Source organism: Polaromonas sp. P3_B4 (assembly GCF_056402835.1).
In genome coordinates this window covers 1,319,531-1,339,751 of the sequence record NZ_JBFUGQ010000001.1, presented here as the reverse complement: position 1 = coordinate 1,339,751, position 20,221 = coordinate 1,319,531, and the positions used below count along the sequence as shown (strand labels likewise).

The 20,221-nt window shown below is 49.5% G+C and carries 11 protein-coding genes; 2 read left to right on the top strand and 9 right to left on the bottom strand.

What is annotated here, in order from left to right; translation table 11 throughout:
* Positions 1-3: 3 nt before the first annotated feature.
* From AC1DVV_RS06470 to AC1DVV_RS06450, 5 genes are all read right to left on the bottom strand, one after another.
* Entirely contained in the window at positions 4-1,263 is a 1,260-nt protein-coding gene (locus tag AC1DVV_RS06470; RefSeq protein ID WP_477707148.1) for an HlyD family secretion protein, read from the bottom strand.
* Positions 1,264-1,362: 99 nt separating this feature from the next.
* Positions 1,363-5,943, bottom strand: a complete 4,581-nt coding sequence (locus tag AC1DVV_RS06465) for a type I polyketide synthase (protein WP_477707147.1) — start codon at positions 5,941-5,943, stop codon at positions 1,363-1,365.
* A gap of 43 nt (positions 5,944-5,986) precedes the next feature.
* Positions 5,987-9,265, bottom strand: a complete 3,279-nt coding sequence (locus tag AC1DVV_RS06460; protein ID WP_477707146.1) for a non-ribosomal peptide synthetase — start codon at positions 9,263-9,265, stop codon at positions 5,987-5,989.
* Positions 9,266-9,291: 26 nt separating this feature from the next.
* Complete coding sequence (locus AC1DVV_RS06455) at positions 9,292-11,514, bottom strand: peptidase domain-containing ABC transporter (RefSeq protein ID WP_477707145.1); 2,223 nt, start codon at positions 11,512-11,514, stop codon at positions 9,292-9,294.
* A gap of 80 nt (positions 11,515-11,594) precedes the next feature.
* A complete protein-coding gene (locus AC1DVV_RS06450; protein WP_477707144.1) occupies positions 11,595-12,332 on the bottom strand; it encodes a 4'-phosphopantetheinyl transferase family protein in 738 nt (245 codons plus the stop codon).
* Positions 12,333-12,869: 537 nt separating this feature from the next.
* On the opposite strand from AC1DVV_RS06450, the gene AC1DVV_RS06445 reads away from it, so the two are divergent.
* Complete coding sequence (locus AC1DVV_RS06445) at positions 12,870-13,322, top strand: helix-turn-helix domain-containing protein (protein ID WP_477707143.1); 453 nt, start codon at positions 12,870-12,872, stop codon at positions 13,320-13,322.
* On the top strand, positions 13,319-13,468 hold the full coding sequence (locus AC1DVV_RS06440) for a hypothetical protein (RefSeq protein WP_477702940.1): 150 nt from the start codon (positions 13,319-13,321) through the stop codon (positions 13,466-13,468). Before AC1DVV_RS06445 ends, AC1DVV_RS06440 begins: the two co-directional genes overlap by 4 nt.
* Positions 13,469-14,286: 818 nt before the next feature.
* On the opposite strand, the gene AC1DVV_RS06435 is transcribed toward AC1DVV_RS06440, so the two are convergent.
* The 4 genes from AC1DVV_RS06435 to AC1DVV_RS06420 form a co-directional block, all read right to left on the bottom strand.
* Entirely contained in the window at positions 14,287-15,051 is a 765-nt protein-coding gene (locus AC1DVV_RS06435) for a hypothetical protein (RefSeq protein ID WP_477702878.1), read from the bottom strand.
* Positions 15,052-15,787: 736 nt separating this feature from the next.
* Positions 15,788-16,795: an ATP-binding protein gene (locus AC1DVV_RS06430; protein ID WP_477707142.1), complete on the bottom strand. Its 1,008-nt coding sequence runs from the start codon at positions 16,793-16,795 to the stop codon at positions 15,788-15,790.
* A 50-nt stretch (positions 16,796-16,845) separates the two neighbouring features.
* A complete protein-coding gene (locus AC1DVV_RS06425; RefSeq protein WP_477707141.1) occupies positions 16,846-18,963 on the bottom strand; it encodes a hypothetical protein in 2,118 nt (705 codons plus the stop codon).
* Positions 18,920-19,588: a hypothetical protein gene (locus AC1DVV_RS06420; protein WP_477707140.1), complete on the bottom strand. Its 669-nt coding sequence runs from the start codon at positions 19,586-19,588 to the stop codon at positions 18,920-18,922. The genes AC1DVV_RS06425 and AC1DVV_RS06420 overlap by 44 nt, the downstream gene beginning before the upstream one ends.
* Between the last annotated feature and the right edge of the window lie 633 nt (positions 19,589-20,221).

Below are 20,221 nucleotides of genomic sequence, written 5' to 3'. Positions count from 1 at the left end.
CGGCTAAAGATAGCCACGTACCCCGAATACCGGCTCCAACACCCATTCGTACAAAGCTCTTTTGTCCAGAAGGATATCGGCATCAAGGACCATGCCATCGTGCAAAGATATCGGTTTAGCATAGGCATTCACTGTCTGGTGGTCTAATTTGACTCGTACTTTATAAAATGACGAGATCGCCGGATCCGCCGAAATTCTCAGCTCGCCGGGAGTTAAGGATGTCAAGGCGACCTCAGTAACCACCCCTCCGTACTCACCAAATTTTTGATACGGGTACGCCTCGTAACGAAGTAAAACGTGCAATCCAGCACTAACAAAACCAATACTCTTGCTCGGAACATGGAGTTCGGCTTCAAGGTCGGCATCCAAAGGCAAGATCGTCAGCAATGGTGCATCCTTGGAAGACAGCTGCCCCGCCACTGCCAATAGCGCCGTGACACGACCGGATTGAGGCGCCAGGATCATTAGTTCTCTTTTGGATTCGTTATCGACCGATAGGGTCTCAAGCTCCGCAATTGAACGCTCAATGCTAGCAAGTTGATTTTTTTCTTTCTCCGGCAAATTTTTCAACTCCACCGCTAATGCCGAATAGTCTCTATCCAAATTGGCGGCATCACGCCTCCGTTTATGCAGCTCAGAAATTTTTTGAAAATGAGCTTGTGCTTTTTCATCAGTTTGTTGCGGCGGAGCGAATCCTTGCGCAGTCAATTCTTGATAGCGTTTTGCAATTGACTCGCTAAGCGCCACCTGGGAGACATACGACTGAATCTCCAAACGGATTTCCGCGCGAGCACGCTCTAAATCGGCGATTCGACTGCTAAGCGCCATTCGTTCTTGCTCAAACATCGCGGTTGTTCGAAGTTTTTCCGCTTCCAAGCTGAGTTTCCGCAGGGATAGCTGGCGTTCGATAGACGACCGCGTCTCCCCTTTTGCTTGAGTATTCACGTCGACTGCTATTGCAACAAGCTGCTGTCCCCTTTGAATCACGTCCCCTTCACGAACAAGAATTTGGGCGACGACCCCGTCTTGCGGGGTGTAAACCTTTGCTGATCCGCTCGCATACAGCAAACGACCTCTAACACTCTCTCGTCGCGTATAGCTACACGTGGTCACAAGAACGGCGAAAGCTAATAGCAAAACAGTCGAGACCGTTGCACTCCATCGAAGCGAGATCGGTGGTACTAGCAAAACTTCTGAAGTACGCAGCTTCGAGTCTGCGTCACCCCCTATCTCAGCAATAGGCTCGGGAGAATCTTGCTGCATTTCAGGTCGAATTTTCGAGAGCAGAATAACAGTACGTGCAATAGGCGATCTTTGCGGTTACTCCGCCCTGATCCCTAACCGCAATGTATATGTGCGCATTCATTCGGCACCCGATGTGAGAGATCCTCCGAATATTTCGGCTAAATCTGCAGATGACAGGTTCCCCAGTTGTTTCAGTAGCACTGTCTCCGAACTCTCTTTTACCGTAGGGGCGGAAAATAAGTCTTGCAGAGAAAAATCCACATGAAACATCTCTCTTACTCGAAACGTAAGGCGAACAGCCATCAACGAATGGCCTCCGAGCGCGAAATAATTGTCATTTGCACCTACCTCAGATAAGCCCAATGCTTGAGCCCAAAGCGCTGCCATTCCTTGCTCGGTTTCTCCTAGAGGAGCCACATATTGGGTACCGATTTTTGGCCGAGGATGTAATGTTCGTACAGAAGTTTTTCTCGGTGAATCGAGAGGTATTGGTAACGTGGAAGCAGGAATACGTTTACCGGACTGAAACTGAATGGCAGACTTGGAGACGCATATCCGGGGTAGTCCAGAAGAGACCGCACGACAGAAAGCCTCAACCCCCTCTTGGCTAGATAACCCCCTGTTTAGCAGCTTCTGGCGCGACTCACTTGTCACCGGACGAGTATTGGAATAATTTATCGCCATGCCGATTTCTGACCAAGCGGCCCAATTAATTGACATCACTCGATTGGACTTACCGCTCAACGATAGAGCAAGCGCATCCAAATATGCGTTCGCTGCCACATATTCGATCTGACCTGCACCGCCCCGAATAGCAGCATTCGACGAAAAGAGAATGGTAAGAAGCGGCTCACGCCCTTTCAACGCACCTAGTATCGATCTGGCACCCTCGACTTTAGAAGCGAAGACCTCGCGCCCATCCTCTACCTTTCGAGAATTGAAGAGACCACCACCAAGAGCACCAGCCGCGTGGATTAACGCGGTAATCGCTCCGAAGGTGGTACAAATTTCATTGATCACAGTAGCAACCGCATCGCTATCTGCGATGTCTACCGTACGTGCTGCAATAGTGCCGCCAAGTTCCGCAAATTCATCGAGTTCATGAAATAGACTTGAATTCTCAACTCCGTCGCCTGAATTCCGAGCATCAGTCCAAGAAGATCTAATTGGAACTTCTCGGCGAGTGAGTAGTATCACGGTTGCTTTGTATTTTTCACATAAGAATTTAGCGATCGTTCGCCCTATGCCGCCGAGGCCACCAGTAATGACATAAACGCCATTTTCAACAAGGAGGTCAGCATTTTCGAAATTTGACTTTGGAAGCGGTTGTAGACTGGGAGTCCATGTGAATTTCCCGCGCAAAACCACATCATTTTCATCACGCCACCAATCGATTTCTTTTCTAATCCGATGAGAAAGAGCAGTGATATTTGTTTCCTGGAGAATGTTTGAAATATCTATGCTTCGGATCTCGGCCATTCTTGATTCTTGCGGAATGACGTTTCTAGGCCCCACAATATAAGCAGATTCCGGAACTATTGAATCCTCCTCGTTAATCTGGTGAAGCCCAGTTATGACGACGGTAATTCGCGAGTTTAGTTTTGGCTTCGTCGTCTCAATAGATTTCGCGATCCAAAGCAAAGCATAGAAATTAATCTGAAAATAAAAGCTATGAGTGCGCTCTTCAGGCATCGAGAGATCTAGCGGCCAGAGATAGAGAACGTTAAGAATTGAGCCATCCTCTGCTTCAACTGCAGACATCAATTGAACGTAGTCCGACTCCATTTCTGGATTGACGATATAACGGTTTCGGTCTTTTTTTTCAAATTTCTTGCCTCTCGATGCAATGAAAACTTTCTTGCCTTCACTCGTCAAATTGGTTTCCAAGACCTGAGCCAGACCAATTTGGTCTTCAAAAATTAACCAGGCGCCTGAGGGCTGATTAATCTCGCTTACCGGTTTCTCATCTTGTAAGCGCCGATAACCCACGGCATATAGCTTCGGTTTGACTTGAGGTGAGGACGTATTGCTCTGTCGAGCCCCAATCTCACCAGAAGCGTATGCGGCAGTCGGACGCTCAATCCAATGCCGCTCGTATTTGAATGGATAGCCCGGCAACCTAACTCGTCCAACCTCTTCATCAGCGCGGTAGCGTTGCCAGTCGAGTTTGACGCCAAGCTCCCAAAGCTTCCCAATAGCCAACGCTAGACTCTCTTCCTCATCGCCGGCCTCGCGCCCTCCACACAGAGAAGATATGACGATAGCTTCACTAGTAACAGGATTATGTTGGACCAAGCGCATTGACGCGCTGGTTCCGATATCTAAGAGAGCTGTGGGATTGCAGCGCATGAGCTCCTGCAAGCAATCCTCATAATTGACAGGCATTCTTATATGCTCGGCCCAATAGTCGAAACTTGTCGCTTGAGCTTCAGTCATCCAAGTTCCTGAAACCGTTGAGAGTATTGGTATCAGGGGAGAAGATAGCTGGAAGCCAGACATGATTTCTGAAAATTCCTCCACGGCATCCGCCATAAATCGAGAGTGGAAAGCGTATGAGGTATTAAGAGGCACGAATCCAATCCTCTCCAAAACAAGCCTGTTTCTGAATTCGGTGATCAAACTCACGGGCCCAGCAACTACACAAAGCTCTGGTCCATTTATTGCCGCGATATCTAGATCCAGTTTCCAAGCAAGGAAGTACTCTCGGCACTTCCTCGGACTGAGCATCACCGATAGCATGGCTCCACCAGGCATTTTCTGCATCACTTTGCTGCGGGCAGAAATGATATGCAAGGCATCCTTGAGGGAAAAAATTCCCGCCACCGTCGCAGCCGTGTATTCACCAAGGCTGTGTCCCAGTAAATATGAGGGGCTCACGCCCCAGGTTCGCCAAAGTTGTGCCAGCGCAATACACATCGCAAATGTCGCCGGTTGCGAAACCGTGGTTCGAGACAACTGCTCAGTACGATCTTGGAAATCTCCCGTTCCGTAAAGAATCTCTCGTATGTCGACTTGAAGTTCTTGTTGAAAAAAGTCGGAACAGTAATCGAAGGTTTCTCGAAAAGTTCTTTCCGTGCGATACAACGAGCTGGCAGCACCAATCGCCAAGCTACCTTGACCTGGAAACATGAAGGCGACAGTCGGCGCACCATTAACTTCGTACCCTGAGGTAAATGTCGGTGGATGCTCCGCGTCGCTACCGCTGAGTAGCGCAAAGCTTCTGTGTGCAAAGTGCTTTCGACCGACCTGCAAGGTATAAGCCACATCGCTAGATAAGTGCGTACGAGTATCTAAGTGATTTATCAGACGAGTTTTTGCGCTATCTGTCTGCTCAGGTGATCTAGCCGATACCGGCAATATTTCATACTTACGCTGAGTTTTGGTTCGCGCCAAGGGTGCTGGCGGACTGCAAACAATTACATGTGCATTCGTACCGCCTATACCGAATGAACTAACTCCTGCATATCGAGTACCTTCGCCGCTCGGCCAGTCCATTAGCTCTTTATTTATAAAGAAAGGACTTTTCTCCAGCTGAATCTGCGGATTAGGAGATTGAAAGTTTGGTTGTGCTGGAATTTTTCCCGTACCAACAACATAGGCGGTCTTAATCAATCCGGCAATTCCAGCAGCACACCCTAGATGCCCTATATTGGCTTTCACCGCACCGAGTGCGCATCGCTGAGAACCCGCAGAGCCGAAAATTTCGGACAGAGCAGTAAATTCGATCGGGTCGCCCAATTGCGTTGCTGTGCCGTGCGTCTCAACGAATCCAATGTGCTCAGGAAGAACTTCAGCTCTCGCTTGTGCTCGGGCAATAACCTCGCGCTGCCCATCAACACTAGGTGCGGTGTATCCGGGTTTTTGAGAGCCGTCGTTATTAATTGCTGTACCACGAATGACTGCGTGAATTGAGTCTCGATCTCGTATAGCATCCTTTAAACGTTTTAGAACCACGATTCCTACTCCGCTACTGAACACCGTGCCCCGTGCGTCTCTATCAAAAGGTCGGCATTTCCCGTCTGGAGAGAGTATTCCTCCCTGTTGAAATACGTAGCCCCTAACCTCTGGCACCGCAATGGATACTCCGCCAGCGAGCACAATGTCAGAATCTCTCGCAAGCAAACTTTGCACCCCCATATGCACGGCTACGAGCGACGTGGAACATGCAGTTTGCACGGTGACAGCTGGCCCCGATAGATTTAGCTTGTAGGCAACGCGTGTCGCCAAATGATCCTTGTCACTGGCAAGAGCAAGCTCGAAAGTGCTCTGCCCTTCCAAAGTTTCTCCATATGGCGCAATATTGTTAGAGAAGTACTGGTTGTATCCATTCCCACCAAAAACACCAATATGGCCTTCTTTCCACCCGGCATAACCGGCCTCTTCCATTGCCAGCCAGGCGTACTCCAAGAAGATCCGGTGTTGCGGATCCATCGCATCGGCTTCTAACGGCGAGTAGCCAAAGAACTCGGCATCAAAACCAGAAATATTCTGCAGGGTACCGCGGGCCCGCACGTAACTGGCGCTATCTAGTCGGCTAGATTTAACACCCGCCAAACGTAATTCAGCTTCTGTGAACTGTCGGATGCTCTCTTTGCCAGCTAGCAAATTTTCCCAATATTCATCGGTTGTAGATGCTCCGGGAAACGAACCAACCATGGCAATAATTGCCACAGATTGATCGTCAATTTCTGATTTCATGCTGCTCCCTCTTATTACGAATGGCGCGGATGTCACCGAAGTATCAAGACATAATAAAATCGTGAAACGATGAGATAGTTGGATAACGCAGTAGGTCTACTAACGTAAATACCTTAGGAAGACGCCCATCCAGTATTGAAAACATTTCTGCGAACAAAAGAGAATGGCCGCCTACATCAAAGAAATTGTCGTCGCGCTCGACCAATCGCCCACCTAAAACCGCAGCCCACGCCTCGGCAATCAACTTCTCGGCGACGCTGGAATATGATTTCGGGGATTGTGAAAGCTCTTTAGCTATCGCTGGCCGGGTCTTTGGTAGTGCGTGGCGATTTAGCTTTCCGTTTGGAAGTAGCGGAAGGCTCTCAACTAGGAGAATTTCGCTTGGAATCATGTGTTCTGGTAACTTGGACCGTAGGAATTTCCTCAATTGAGTCGCGCTTATGTCGCTGATGAGTACGCAATATCCAAGTAGTTTTTTACCTAATCCGTCGTTTTCATCTTCAAAGATTACAGCGCATTGAGAAACGTGGGAATGAGCTGCGAGCGTTGACTGAATTTCCAGAAGATCAACTTTCATTCCTCGAATTTTTACCTGCCTATCTGCCCGACCAACAAACTCTATTGCGCCGTCCTCAAGGCGGCGACCCAAATCACCAGTCCGATACGACCAAAAGCCAGAGCGCATGGGATCTTGCGAGAAAACTTTCTGTGTTTGCTCAAGATCGTTATGGTATCCAAGGGCGACATGGCGACTCTTAATCACAATTTCGCCGGTCGCTAGTAAACCGACCTCTTGGCCTTGGCGATTCAATAAAACTACTTCAGTTTGTTCAACTGGAAATCCCACAGGAAGGGTTCCACCTCCTGGCACATAGTTTCTATTCATAGGATATTGAAGAGCCAATGTAGACTCAGATGGTCCTAGCCCGTTTACAAGCAATGCACTATCGACAAAGTGAGCTTTGAACAACTCAAAATCACCGACTAAAGCTTCTTCGCCTCCAAGAACGACAGCTCTAACGTCAAAAAACTTGAAGTCCGGCCCACGCGCTTTAGACAGATATCGAAATGTTGTCGGAGTCGGATGAAGAACCGTCACTTTTTGATCCGAAATCACTTTTGCTGCTGCTGGAAAACCAATCTCGCGAATACGCAATGGCACTATCGCGGCGCCAGTGAGTAGCGCTCCGAAAATATCCATGATGCCAGCATCAAAGCCGAACCACGCGAGAAGACTTACCCGATCTCTAATTTGGAGATCGATAGATTTGGCATAAGTCAACGCGTGATGTACCACATTGACATTACTCTGGACAACCCCCTTGGGGCGCCCGGTCGATCCTGAAGTAAAAAGGATATAGGCCCTTGCATTAGGGTCTACCAAATGATGGTCAACATTCGTCTTGGAGTTCGATCCGTGGGAAAAATCCCCAAGATTAATGACCTGTATCGTAGATCCAAACATCCGCTGCGCGTTAGCCGCGAAAGCATCAGATGCTAAGACGATGCTAAGTTCACACGCCTTAGCTATTTCAATTAATTTCTCTTCGGGGTGTGTAGGATCTATTGGAACAAAATAGCAACCAGCGGCGAGTGCCCCAAGCATTCCGGTGATAGCAAATGCATCGCTATTACTCATTACCCCGATTGCGCGCGGTTGACTTCCAATGCAACGAGCTAGGCATTTTTTAATCGCCTCTTTCCGATCGCGTAGTTCACCATAAGTTATTACCGAGTCTGCATCGATGATTGCAGGCTCATTAGCAGCACATAAAACTACTCGCTCAAATGCCTCATTAATCGAGCCAGAGACCACCGGTGGTGCGTCAGGGGAATATGGCGCATAGCGCGAAACCACCGGCCTTAGCGGTAGGTAGTTAGATATTGGCAAGTCCGGATTTTCTACTACCTCATCTAGCAAATCCAACAAGCGATTTAAGAAAACGTGAATGTAGTTCTCCTGAAATACTTGCTTGTTATAGACCGCAGTTATAGATGCCGAATCCAAGTTCGATGCCAAAAATAGCGTTAGATCAAATTTCGGTGTGAATTTTTCCTTGGAAATAGCTATCGAACTTAGTTCGGGAAAAGATTTCACCAATTCTGGCAGTTGATATCTATTCAAAAATATCTGAAATAGAGGCCTTTGAGCTTCGTTTCTCAATGGCCTCACCTCAGCAAGTATCTTGTCGAGTGGCACGCTTTGATTCTGAAGCGCATCTATCACAACTTTTTTAACGCGCTGTATCAGTTCCCTGAATGTAGGCTCACCCGAGATATCCGTTCGAAGGGGCAACGGATTTATAAATGGCCCAATAAGATACTCAAACTTCGCCTGCGTCCTTCCTTCGAAAGGCGCCCCAATTACTACATCATCGGCGCCGCAATAACGCCCTACAAGGACATTCAGAGCAGTCAGTAGGATTGCAAACTGGGTTGTCTCCTCATTTGCAGCCAAAGCGGCTGTACCAGCAGCTGTGCTTAGCTTGAGGGCGACTTTGGTTCTTGCGCCAGTACCTTGTGAGATCTCTTCCGACGTCAGGCTACGCTGCGTCTGCATCTGCATCTTGGGTAGATCTTTTAACTGCGCTTTCCAATAGACCATTTGCTGCTGAGCATCCGCAGTCCTTAGCCAATCATCCTGCCACTTTACGAAATCGGCATACTGTGCAGGAAGAGAAGGAAATACCGGAGCTCTATTCTCCAATGCGGCGTGGTAGGCCTCACCTAACTCCTGAAGAAATAAGGGAAGGGATGCTCCGTCGCACACAGAGTGATGCAGGGAGAAGGCCAAAATAGACTCTGTGTTATTTAGGCAAATAAGCAACCCTCTCAAGAGCGGCGGTTCTTCGAGGATAAACGGCTGCGCATGGAACTCTCTCACTGCCTGATTCATCTCCTCATATCTTTCACTCCCTAGTGAGCTATCGCCAAGCTCGAGGATACGCAGTTCAGGCACCAGGTTATCTACCACCTTCACACTGGGCCTGCCCGCGATGTTGGGGAATGCGCTTCTTAGAATTGCATGTCGCGTAACTACTGCTTCTAGACCAAAGCGCAAGGCCTTGATATCGGGAGAGCCAGAAAATCGATAGGCCAGGGAAACGTTATACGCAGATGAGCCAGGTTTTAGCTGCTCATGCAACCAGATTGCGCGTTGCGCATAAGAAAGAGTGCTACTTACTTCCCCGCTATCGAGTACGGGACTTTTTTTGATTTCTGAATTTTTAAGCTTTAGTCTTGCCTTTTCAAGCAATGCGCGTTGCTGCGTAGAGCTCAATGAAGCAATCATTTGACGTTTTTTTTCTTCGTCCAAAAACATCCTTTGGCCCTCCTATTGACGCACGGTTAATCTCTAGACGAGACTTTGTTCAGAGCTCCATTAATGGAGGCACCAAGATATTCTCCATTCAACGATCTTTTAACCTCTTCATCTACTTTTCCAGTAGGGATCAGGTTCGTCGTATTGTCTCTAGACGGCTCTTTATTTTTTTCTAATTTGCCATTAATTAGCTGAAAATGTCTATCAAATTTTTCGTGACGCGTGCGTTCACTACAGTAAATAACAGTGGTTCCGGCGTCCCGCAATCTTTCCAAAATAGCCGTTTCGATTTTCTCGTTAACAAGCGAAAAAGCTTCGTCGAGGATGACTACTTCTGGAACTCTATAAAGCACTCTAGCTAACTGCAAAAGTTGAACCTGAGAACCAGTTAGAGGACGGCCACCAGACTTAATCTGCGTTTCAAATCTACGCGGAAGGGAATACATTTCTTTTTCAAGCTCGACAAAACTGATGCATTCGGCAACGCGCTTCAAATCAAAGTTACGCTTATGCCCTGCTACGTTCTCGGCGATTGTTCCGGAGAAAATGCGGTCCCCGTCGATAACGCCTCCTACGCGCTCACGGAACCTCAACCATCCCATTTGTCGTGCAGATATATCATCCAAATAGATCTCGCCTGCAGGAACGGAAACACCCAGTAGCATTCGACACAGAGTAGTTTTTCCGTTCCCTTGAATAAGCACGAGCTCACCACGCTTTAATTTAAAAGATACCCCATCAATTACGTTTGTCGGAGCATCGGGGTATTTGTAGCGCAAACTCTTTACCTCAAATACCCCTTCTCCATTTTGAAGAGAGTCGGAAACCGTAGGCGTCGGATCCGGCTCAGGGCGCGCAAGAATAATGTCAGATAACCGCCCCCCCTGCAATTCGAGTAATTTAAATTCAAATATCCGATCAATGAAATCGCCGATACGACGCATGAAAAGATCCTGATACGCAACCAATGCCAATAGCATTCCGATGCTCAGCTTCTTGTCTATTACTTCGATCGCGCCAAAACCAATTACAAAAACGGAGGCTAAACCGAAAATAAAAAGGCGAGCTAATCTAAACGCCCATTCCAATCGGGCTCCAGCAAAATCAGCATTTTTCTCGGCAACGATGAGACCGGTCCATCGCGCTATCCATTCGTTACTATTATTCAAGGTACGAATAGACGATATGTTTTGAATCGATTCGATAAAGGTGGCTTGCTGAGCAACGTGAGTAGTGATGCTCAGATAGGCAAACTGCCGCCGTATCTTATACAGAGATGCCCGGCCAATTGCGTATATTAATGCCGCAGCAATTCCGATGAGGGAAAGAGGAGCGCTGTAAAGAAGCATCATCGTGAATACCCCCAAAACTAGGCATCCGTCGAGCAATGCCTCCAAAAATCCAACAGTAAGTGTGGATTGAATCAGGCTAATTACACCGAATCGGCTGAGAACATCAGCCAAATTTCTCCTCTCGAAATATGCGATAGGGAGTTTCAGCAAATGACTATAAACATTTGCCAACCATTGCACCGAGAAGGTTGTTCCAAGGACCAATACAGCCCAACTGCGCATACCCTCGATAGAGATCCTCAGCAACAGCAAAAGTGTGAAACCGAAGATTAAAACGCCGATCAGCTCCTTGTCGCCCGCTGGCAAGGCTTGATCAGTCACGAACTGTATTAGCAGTGGAGATAGAAGGGCTGCTATTTCTACAAAAACCGCAAGCAGAAAAATTAACGCCAGTGAACGCTTGAGGCCGATTACCTTACCAAGAATGTCGCGCCACCGAATACGAGGGCGAGGCTTATTTTCGGTGAAATTCCAAAGTGGCGTCAGCTCGTAGATCTCACTTGTGAGGAGCTTCAACTCTGTAGTTTTGCAGCGGTATTTTTTGCCGATCACAGGATCCCAAACCCACGCCCCACCGCCCTTCGGCTCAACAACTACGAATCTTTCATCATTAAATCTAACTACAAATGGATGACCAAATTTCATCACCTCTTGTATGCCGGCGGCCGGTACCCTTAAATTAAGACCAAGCTCCCTAGCGACACGAACAAGCTTGTCATAACTGCTAGGAGTTTTTTCCGAAAAGTTAGCTCTTATCTGGTCGATGTTCGGTTCGCCTTTGTAATATTCACACAACATTACAAAGCACGCAACCGGAGCGTCGCTTGATGATGTACTTCGGATCAGCCGCATCCGCCGCATAAATCCTATGTTTAAATCATCAAGGCTTAGTTGCATATGCTCTCGAACTTAAGATGCATCAATTGAAAAAAAATTTTTGCAACCGACTTCTTTATCGTGCAAAAAGGTCGTCGTAACTAAAGTGGCTCCTCTTTAAATTCTATTTTTTCTTCCCATTTAATCCCTGCCCATACGTGCTCAAAAATTATTCTGTAATTTCCTCTGAGACGCATTCTTCTGGGGAACTGAACAGTTAAATTTATTTTTAACTCAATTTCAAATATTTGAGCAGCATTATCCAATTTCACGATTTCTGCGTCTAAAAAATAGAAATTTATCCCGCAAATTGGATTTAAGCACTTAAAAAGCGCTTCTTTCGCCGAAAATCCAATGAGGCGACCATGCTCAACCGATGAGATGAGTTGCTTTTCTTCTGCTGAAAAGCAGAAGGTTAATGCTTCAAGCGCACTCTTGGATTGTGTTAGAGACTCAACGTCAATACCTATTGAGACCGGGGTATCCTTAACAGGACAAACTGCAACCCAAATAACATGCTTGCTATGTGCGATCGAGCCGGTCACCTTAGCTGGCCAAATAGGCCGTCGCCCTTCGGAAGGAATCCATTTTCCTGCCAAATTCACACCGCACTCGGAAATTAGGGCATCAGCAGCTAACCGACCAAGGATGTACTCGTACTGCCTAACAGGAATAGAACGATGAATGGCCTCGGGTAATTCACCCCTAAATATGGCCCGTGCAATTTCAACTTGATCGATTCTTTTTGACAGCACGACATGCCTAACACTCGTCGACCAAGGGAGAGGCGTCAGATCTAATACCTCTGAAAGCTCGATCAAAGCATCACGCGACGTCATAATCGGCACTTTGTGAGTTGCACTGACGCCCTGTCGTTGACTGAGAAGTAAGCCGATATGACCTCAGAAACGGTTATACGAATCCACTGATTAGCAACAGCTATTGCATTCCGAAATCATAGCTGAATCAAAAAACCAGTTTTGTGAATATTTGCATCGATAACGATTTGTTATTGGCGTCAAAAATTAATCTTTAACGCTTACTTAACTTGAGTTTTTTTTGAATTCAGCAAAGGATTTTTTGGGGTATAGAACAAATTACTACCAATAGGTGTCTTGATAGCTCTAACGGTCGTTTGACTTTTTTGCGCCCACATTAACGAGGCGGACCCTAGTAGTAAAAGTCTCTAAGAAACCGTTGATAGCTGAAGGTGTTACCTTGTTAATGGAAGTCTGCTCTTAAAATAACCATATTTTCTTATGGTATAACCAACTTCCTATCCTAATATCCTACAATTAGAGGGGAGTCGGCAATACAGGCATCGCAAATTACAACTATTGCGCTGCCTGTATTTCAACCAAAGAACGGAGTGCATCATGGCTAATATTGCGGAGATTCTTAGAACTGAAATTTCAAGGTTGGCTCGCAAGGAACTTCAAAATGAACTTTTGCCGGTCAGGCAGGCATTAACGCAAAGTCGCACAGGTGTTGCGAGCTTGAATCGCCGGGTCGCTGCGCTGGAAAAGCAACTTACCGCAACATTAAAAGCAAAGGCGAAGTTGCCAAAGGTAGTTCCTATCCATGAAGAAGAAGCCTCGGGTTCGTTGCGGTTCAGTTCGAAGGGGTTAGCCTCGCTCAGACGGCGCCTTGGCATCTCTGCACCCCAATTAGCTGCTCTACTATCAGTTTCGGCACAGTCCATATATAAATGGGAAAGTGGGCAAACGCGTCCGAACGCCAGTCAACTTCCGGCGATCGCGGCACTAAGGAAGATGGGTCGAAAAGCTGTTGCTACCCAACTTGCTGACATTGAATCCCGTGAGTCTTGACTGAGCACCAAGATGAGTTCGTCACCGGCCAGCTCGGCAGCTTTGCGCTCGCAGCCAAAAAACTCCTTGATTACCGGGATGCCGTGGTGGAGCAGTTCATCCGCATTGTTGAATTCCGTCGAAATCTGACCCACTTAGCGCAGTAATTTCCATCCAAAAAACTGACCCACGTAGGACGCCGCGCAACGTAGCCTGCGCCGAGGCGCCGCTGTTTTTTCACATACGTTGCGCTTTTAGTCAGTCTCTACCAGGAGGCGAAATTAGGAGCGATAGACGTGGCCGCTTAAACAGACCTCTTGTGTCGCTCAATACAAGTTTGCAGCACCTCGTTCGTATCTCGTTGCCACCAATTCTGCGTCGAGAAAATTTCAACTTCACTGTATCCATGAAATCCGGCTTCTTCATCCATCGCCGGATCGCTTGTATCTGAATGACACCGTCGCCCATCATCCCCCGATCAGTAGGAAGATCGGCTGTGGGTGACCTCCGCCGGCACGTCTACAGAAAGTGTCACAGCTCATGCATGGCGCGGTATGCTGCAACTCTTGCAGCGTCGTTTTTCATAAATCTTGGGCTGGACATCTATGAAACCTTGGGTCTGCGGGCTGATCTGCGCAGCCCTTATCGTTGTCGGTGTTGTCGTGGCGCTCGCCATAACGCTTTGGTAGATTTTTTGCGCCTTACGCTTCGGTTGCAACACAAGGCAGCACCGACCCTCGGCGCCGTAAGTTCAAGGTCAACTAAACAAACACGCAACTGGTAATACATCAAGGCCAGCGCAGGGGTACGCATTAGTGCCCCACACGTTCCGCCCGTTCGTAAAGCGCGCGGGCTTTTCCGGGTTGGTCGACGCATTGAGGAAGCCGTAGGAGGTGGCCTACCATACGAGAGGCGGATCCGCCTTCAGCGCAATTCAACAAGCAGAGTGAAATCTGAGCGCTAACTGGGATGGCAATGATTGCAATCAGGCCTTGCGCCCCTTTAGCATGTGCTTTCTCGGCCAAGCCAAGTCTAATAGCCGGCGCTGAACAGGATTCATGTTGTAGTCCGAACTCCGATATGCGGGTTCCGGAATCAGGCGATCCAAACGATTAAATCGCCACAGTTCGTCCGCCCCAACAGGATCTTCAGAAACATAGACCAGATCGCTCTTCCAATAGCGCTGAGCCAGACGCCGGATGCTCTGCTCCGTTGCCCGAGAGCGGATCCGAACGCGCAACCCTGAAGGCTCCTGTGTGATATGCCAGCTAGGCGCGAACTCTATGGCATGCGGAAGATCGATCCAGCTTACCGATGACAAAGGCGTATGGTCCCGGTACCAGATTAGCAACCAGGCAAACATACCCAGCATTTCCAACTGCATAAGCCGATAGTCCAGTTCAGGAATGTTCGGTTCGCTGTCACCGTAGCGAACCATTTGCTTCCCATAACAAGCCCTACCCTTTTCAGTCAGGCTTCCCAGCTGAAGCTCAAGGACCGTACTGGCCTCCTGTACCAGGTCATAGGCGACGGCCAGTTTGTAAAGAGCGGCGGCGATTACAGTCGCTTGAGAATTTAGCCGCAAACCGAGCGGCCAGCGTCCCAGGCGGTTTGCCAGCCTTATTGCCTGTATTTCATGTCCGCGGCAAAGTTGGGTCAAAAATATCAGCACACGCTCCGCCGCGAGACCGGTGTTGAAGCTGTCGGTAGCATCGACATCCCCTCGTGTGTGCGTGGGGACAATCAGCATGTTGTCCTCCTTAAATCTCGGCCATTGGCAGTCGAAGGGTTCTGCCCACACTGCCACTCTTTGGTACAGCCTCGACACTGCGGGCGTACTGGGCTTGAGCATACGGGGACGAAGCACAGCAAACATGTGCCGATGAGAAGCACTGCTCTCGCTTTTGCTGAGTACTACTCGGCGATTGCCCATTATGGAATCAGCAATTTGGGCATCTTTTCGGTCGGTACTGAGCGCAACAGTTCGGGTTAGCGGAGCGAAGCAGCGGAGGCATTCAAATGGATTGTCCAGGCAGGATCGGAAAGTAGGATAAATCAGCTCATCGCACACGGGGCAACAATCCTGCAACAGGCAGTTGTGCAAAGGGCATCGCGATACGCCGACATGCTGAAATACTATGCTGTGGTATCCGAGATCTAAACATCGTGGACAGTAACGGAGCGCGCGATGAACTACGGAATGATCTGAGTTATTGCCAATATCCTGCCCCTGCAACCGGCATACCTGCTCGGTTGTCAGACCCAGGCCATCAGCAATTTCTTTGACACTAATTGGATGAGCTGATTGTTCAGAAATAACAGGGTAATTCATCAGCTTCATTGAGAGTGGACTGCAAGAACCCAAGGACTCAAGGTAATTGGAGATTCCATAAGAGGTCCAGTAGCCATAAAGCGACTCGTTCTTCAGCTCCGTATTTATCCGAGGAGTCTGATGCGGTGCGCCAGGAGGTAGGCTAGGTCTCATTTCAGCCTACATCAAGGTTGGTTTTCATATCCTTGGTCTTGGTGGCTCTGTCCACGTAATAGGAAAGAACTCCCCAGAAACCAGAATCCTTTATCGCAGTGACCGCCATGGCTGTCGTAAGCATGTGAACTGGAATGTTCTCATCAATGGCGCGGTACAACAGGCTTAACGCGCTGGAGCGCAGATACTGCATAGGCAAGCGCAGGCCGGATTCAATCGTCTGCTCTTTCATGAGAATCTGCATAGCTTCTTCAAACAACGGCGCAAGGTTCTGGAGACGCCAACCACCGGCATACGCATCAGGAAATGTCTTGGCAAGCACGAAACCCTTCTCTTCAAGCGCCATGATGTCAAACGACTCGAGAACATCCTTGATTTCCGATGGATCGATGCCCCGGTAGCGATGCTCTACAGAGAAAAATCTGCCGACCAACTGCATGCCGTTGATTTCGTTCCATGACTTATGCGCGTTTAGCAATTCAGGCTGTCCAATGATCAAGAAAAATGGACGGATACCTAATTTTTCAAGGATTTTGTACCAGTGGATCAAATAGTTGAACTGCATGCCGTGCAGATTCTGGGCGTCGTCAACAATGATAAGTAGGCGTTTTGAACCATTGGCGCACGCCAGGTCAAACATGTGTTTATGCAATCGGCTCCGTAGAAGTGCCAAGTCTCTGCCAGCGACGCGTTTACAGTCCGACTGGATTGCCATGTCTTGTGTGAACGCCCATTCATTTTGCTTTTTATCTTCTTGAAGCAAGACGGTCCAGTGGAGAATGGCGATGGGGTACCCCAGAAGTTCTGGCAGTAAAGCACTCAGATACCAACAGGCACGTGTCTTGCCATTGAGCTGTTGGCCATAGACCGCCCCACCTGGCAGACCTAGTTGGATCCAACGGGTAACTCGCACCGCAAGCCGCTCGACCTCGGGAGTCCACACCGTAGAGTCCGGAAGGATGATGCTGGGGCAAGGCTCGGAATCCACCGTAGGTTCTTCAACAATCATGCTTCTCTCGAAAAGTAATTAAATCTAGGGCGCTACGCAATGCGACCTCGTCACCGCGGCGGCAAAGGAGAGCGCTTGGAAAGCAAAAAGCGCTTGGGCTGAACGGGTGCAACGGATGTTTGCTCTGCCGGCAGGTGGCCTATCCGCTTGACCGAGATGGTGCCCGCCTTGGAAACCCGGCCATCGTTAGCGGCGCTCTCCAACGTGCGCACCGGCAAAATTCCTAATGGTTTACTTGCCGAAGAGAGTTCTTGCCACTCATGGCATGCCACAGTCATACCCATGGACATTTCAAAGTCCTGCCGAGTGAGGTATTCAACGAGATTGGTCAGCCGTAGCGCGTCCGTCCTGTCCATAGGCGCTCTCTTGCGAAGATGATTGAATAGCGCTTCCAGCGGCCGGTCATCGGCACGCACGTCGAGCAGGCCATCGCGTTTGAGTTTTCCGAAAAGCAGACGGATGCGCTCATCGTGCGGAAAGGTGCCCCAATGGCCTACAACTTGAACGGCGCCGAATTCTGTTCCGTCTGGGAAATAGAGGAACACGGTTCGCAGGTTTTTGCTGTCCCTTCGGACATACATGGTCTTGTTCTTCAGGTCAAAGCGCTGCGACAAGGCGCTACTGGTGTAGCGCTGGTACTTAAAATTAAAATACGGCCTTCGCCCATTCGATTTATCGGCCTTAATCGTGACCTTGACAGGCCGGGAGAAGAAGTGTGGCTTGCGTTTATCAGCCGCCAGATAGGCTGGCTTGAGAGCGCCGCTGGCCAGTTGGCGACGCAAGCGCTCAAGCGAGCTGATGTGATGGGCGCCAGCACTGGGAAGCGCATTCTCATTCATGCAATAGACGTCCATCAGTTGCTCAAAAATTCCCGTATGAACAAGGCGATCAACCGGGACATCGCTACTCTCACGAAGAGGATCCCCCGGGCCGCTTCCCGTGCTACCGGGAATTTGGTGCTCTATTCGCCCAGCCTCCAGGGCAAACTTGCTTTCAATATCCGGCCGGTCACGGGGACTGTGTGGTTTTCCGAGGATCACTTTCGCACCGAAAAGGTGGGCAACAACGTGCTGAACATCATCCGCGAGGTGAGCGAGTGCATTGTCCAGATATACGGCGGAAGGAATCGCGAACCGAAGTCCTTCTATAACCACTGCAGGGTAGCCAGCGCCCTCCTCCGGCTTTAGACCTTCTATCGTGCGGCGCACCGGCTCCGGACCGTTGACGCCGTCCCATAGAAGCCGACAAACATCACTTGCAGATACCTGAGCGGCATAAACTTGGCGATGAGCAAGGTTCGCGCTCGTTCCGCGATGAATCAAGCGCAGCACCGAAAACCGCCGAAGTTTGACTGACTCCCAATCTCCTAAGTTGTTTGGAATGATGTATTTGGCAGTGAAATCAGGAGTATGTGCATCAATCACCCATGCACCATAGCCGGCGGCCTTTCGATCAGCCTGGCCGTCACCTTCCCCGTAACCCGCCAAGCCTCCGGCCGCCGCCCCATGCTCTATGGTGATAAACCGCGTGGCGTATTGCGGCATGTAGTCGGTGTCAATCCAAGACCGCAAAGGGCGCCGTGCCCGCTCTTCAGTATTGAAGGGATATTCGTCATCGTTAACACCCTCCTCACTGCAAAATCGTAGGAAGGCTTTATGGATGGAGCGAAACATCAGACGGTTCGGACGCAACCCCTTGAGGCCATATCCATTGAGGTAGTTAACCAGCTTTGTAGTAATACCAGGATGGTTCTGCAGCAGCTGACGAAAAGCGCCAGAAAATCCACCCTTCCCACCTTCTACTGTGGATAAGGGAGCTACGCGAACCGGAGAGCAGGAAAAATAGCCTTTCGCAAATGCCCTACAGCCCAAAATCTGTCCGTCTTCAGCCAGCAAAAAGCATCTTTTCCATATCCTGGTGTACCTGCGCTCCCCAACCCCCGCGATGGCAACTACATCACTCATTGCGCGGCCTTCCAAGTAGGCCACCGTTGCGTCACGCAATCTTCTGTAGCGCTCAGCGACCACGCCGGAGAGCTTCGAATCATCAAACGATGGCCACGTGCTGATGTCCTGATAACAAGTCGGCAAAGTTTTCCTGCCACCCGTGTACGCAAAGACAGGTTTAACCCTTTGGGCCTTTGATGGTGATTTTGGTGTCGATGCCATAGGGCACCTCCGCGATGTTGATGGTTATCTTGTCTTGGCGATAAAGCGAAAACAGGACGGTATCGATTACTTCCGCCGAATGAGGGCGGTGAGCTAAGTCTTTAGCAAGATCAAGACGAGTAGACGCGCCTTGGTGAAGACTGTGCAGGACGTCGTGTACGGTGATCAGAAAATACCCGCCGTGCTGCACCAGGTGTTGCCGCATGGTGTCGAGATTTTCCAGAAGCACAGAGTTGGCTCGAATTTCCTCTCTGGTGCGTAGGCACGGGGTGAATCTATAGACAGAGCCAGCCTTCTGGAGCACTTCCCAGCGACTCTCTACCTTTGTAGTTCTTTCGGTCACCACTAGATCAGCAATGCGGATGCGGTCTTTGAATGTTGTGAGGGTGTGGATGACGGAAGGCTTAACCTTTCCGCGTTCCAGGATGTTGAACCCGGAGACTCGGTCAAGGCACTCCACGGCACCTGGGCAGAAAGCACGCAACAGCCAGTTGTCTGCTTGTAAAGTGGTACCGAACTCAAGAGGCTTTCCAGTGAAAGGATTGAGCATCCTGACCAAGCCTCCGCGGTGGGTTTTATAGCGGGTGTTGAGGCCGCCGTAACGCTGGTCACGCGCGGCCCACATGTGCCTTCTCCGACATTGATGCCGCGCGCATCAATGTGTGACTCAGCGTTACAGGGCTCGACAGGGTGATGTGGTCCATGTTGAAATCCTTAATGTTCGGGCAAAACGTGCATCGCGTTTTGCCTACGCTGCAACCGCAGGACGCACGGTTGAGATAAGGACCGAGCCAACTGCTTGACAGTCGGCTGGAGGACGTTCAAAATGGGCTCATCGGTCTTTATCGATGGCTTCTTTGAAGCCTGCCCCTACGGGCAAGCAACGGCTCGACGCTACAACGTCGGGCCGTTTGTCTTCGTGCCTGGTCCAGGGAATGATCAGGACGTCATCGATACCTCCTTCCTCTGGTGTGGTCGCATTTCGCCCCTCCCGGCCGCGTGTTGTCGCTGGGTTGCGAGCCAAAGCGCTACATCTGTCGATAGGGCAAATTTTCCCCGCCTGCGCTCAATCGAAAAGACCGCCACAGGCACCGTGTTTCGCGCTACAGCTTGGCGGAAAGCTCCGCTGGTGGGATACCCCAGCGCCGCTGTCAATGCTTTGCCCCACATCATTGGTCCGTGGGCGGCAAATAGGTCTCGCTCTAAGGCGCGAGCAAGCTCGCACAGTGCTGCAGTTGAGTCGGCTTTCATGGCGTCA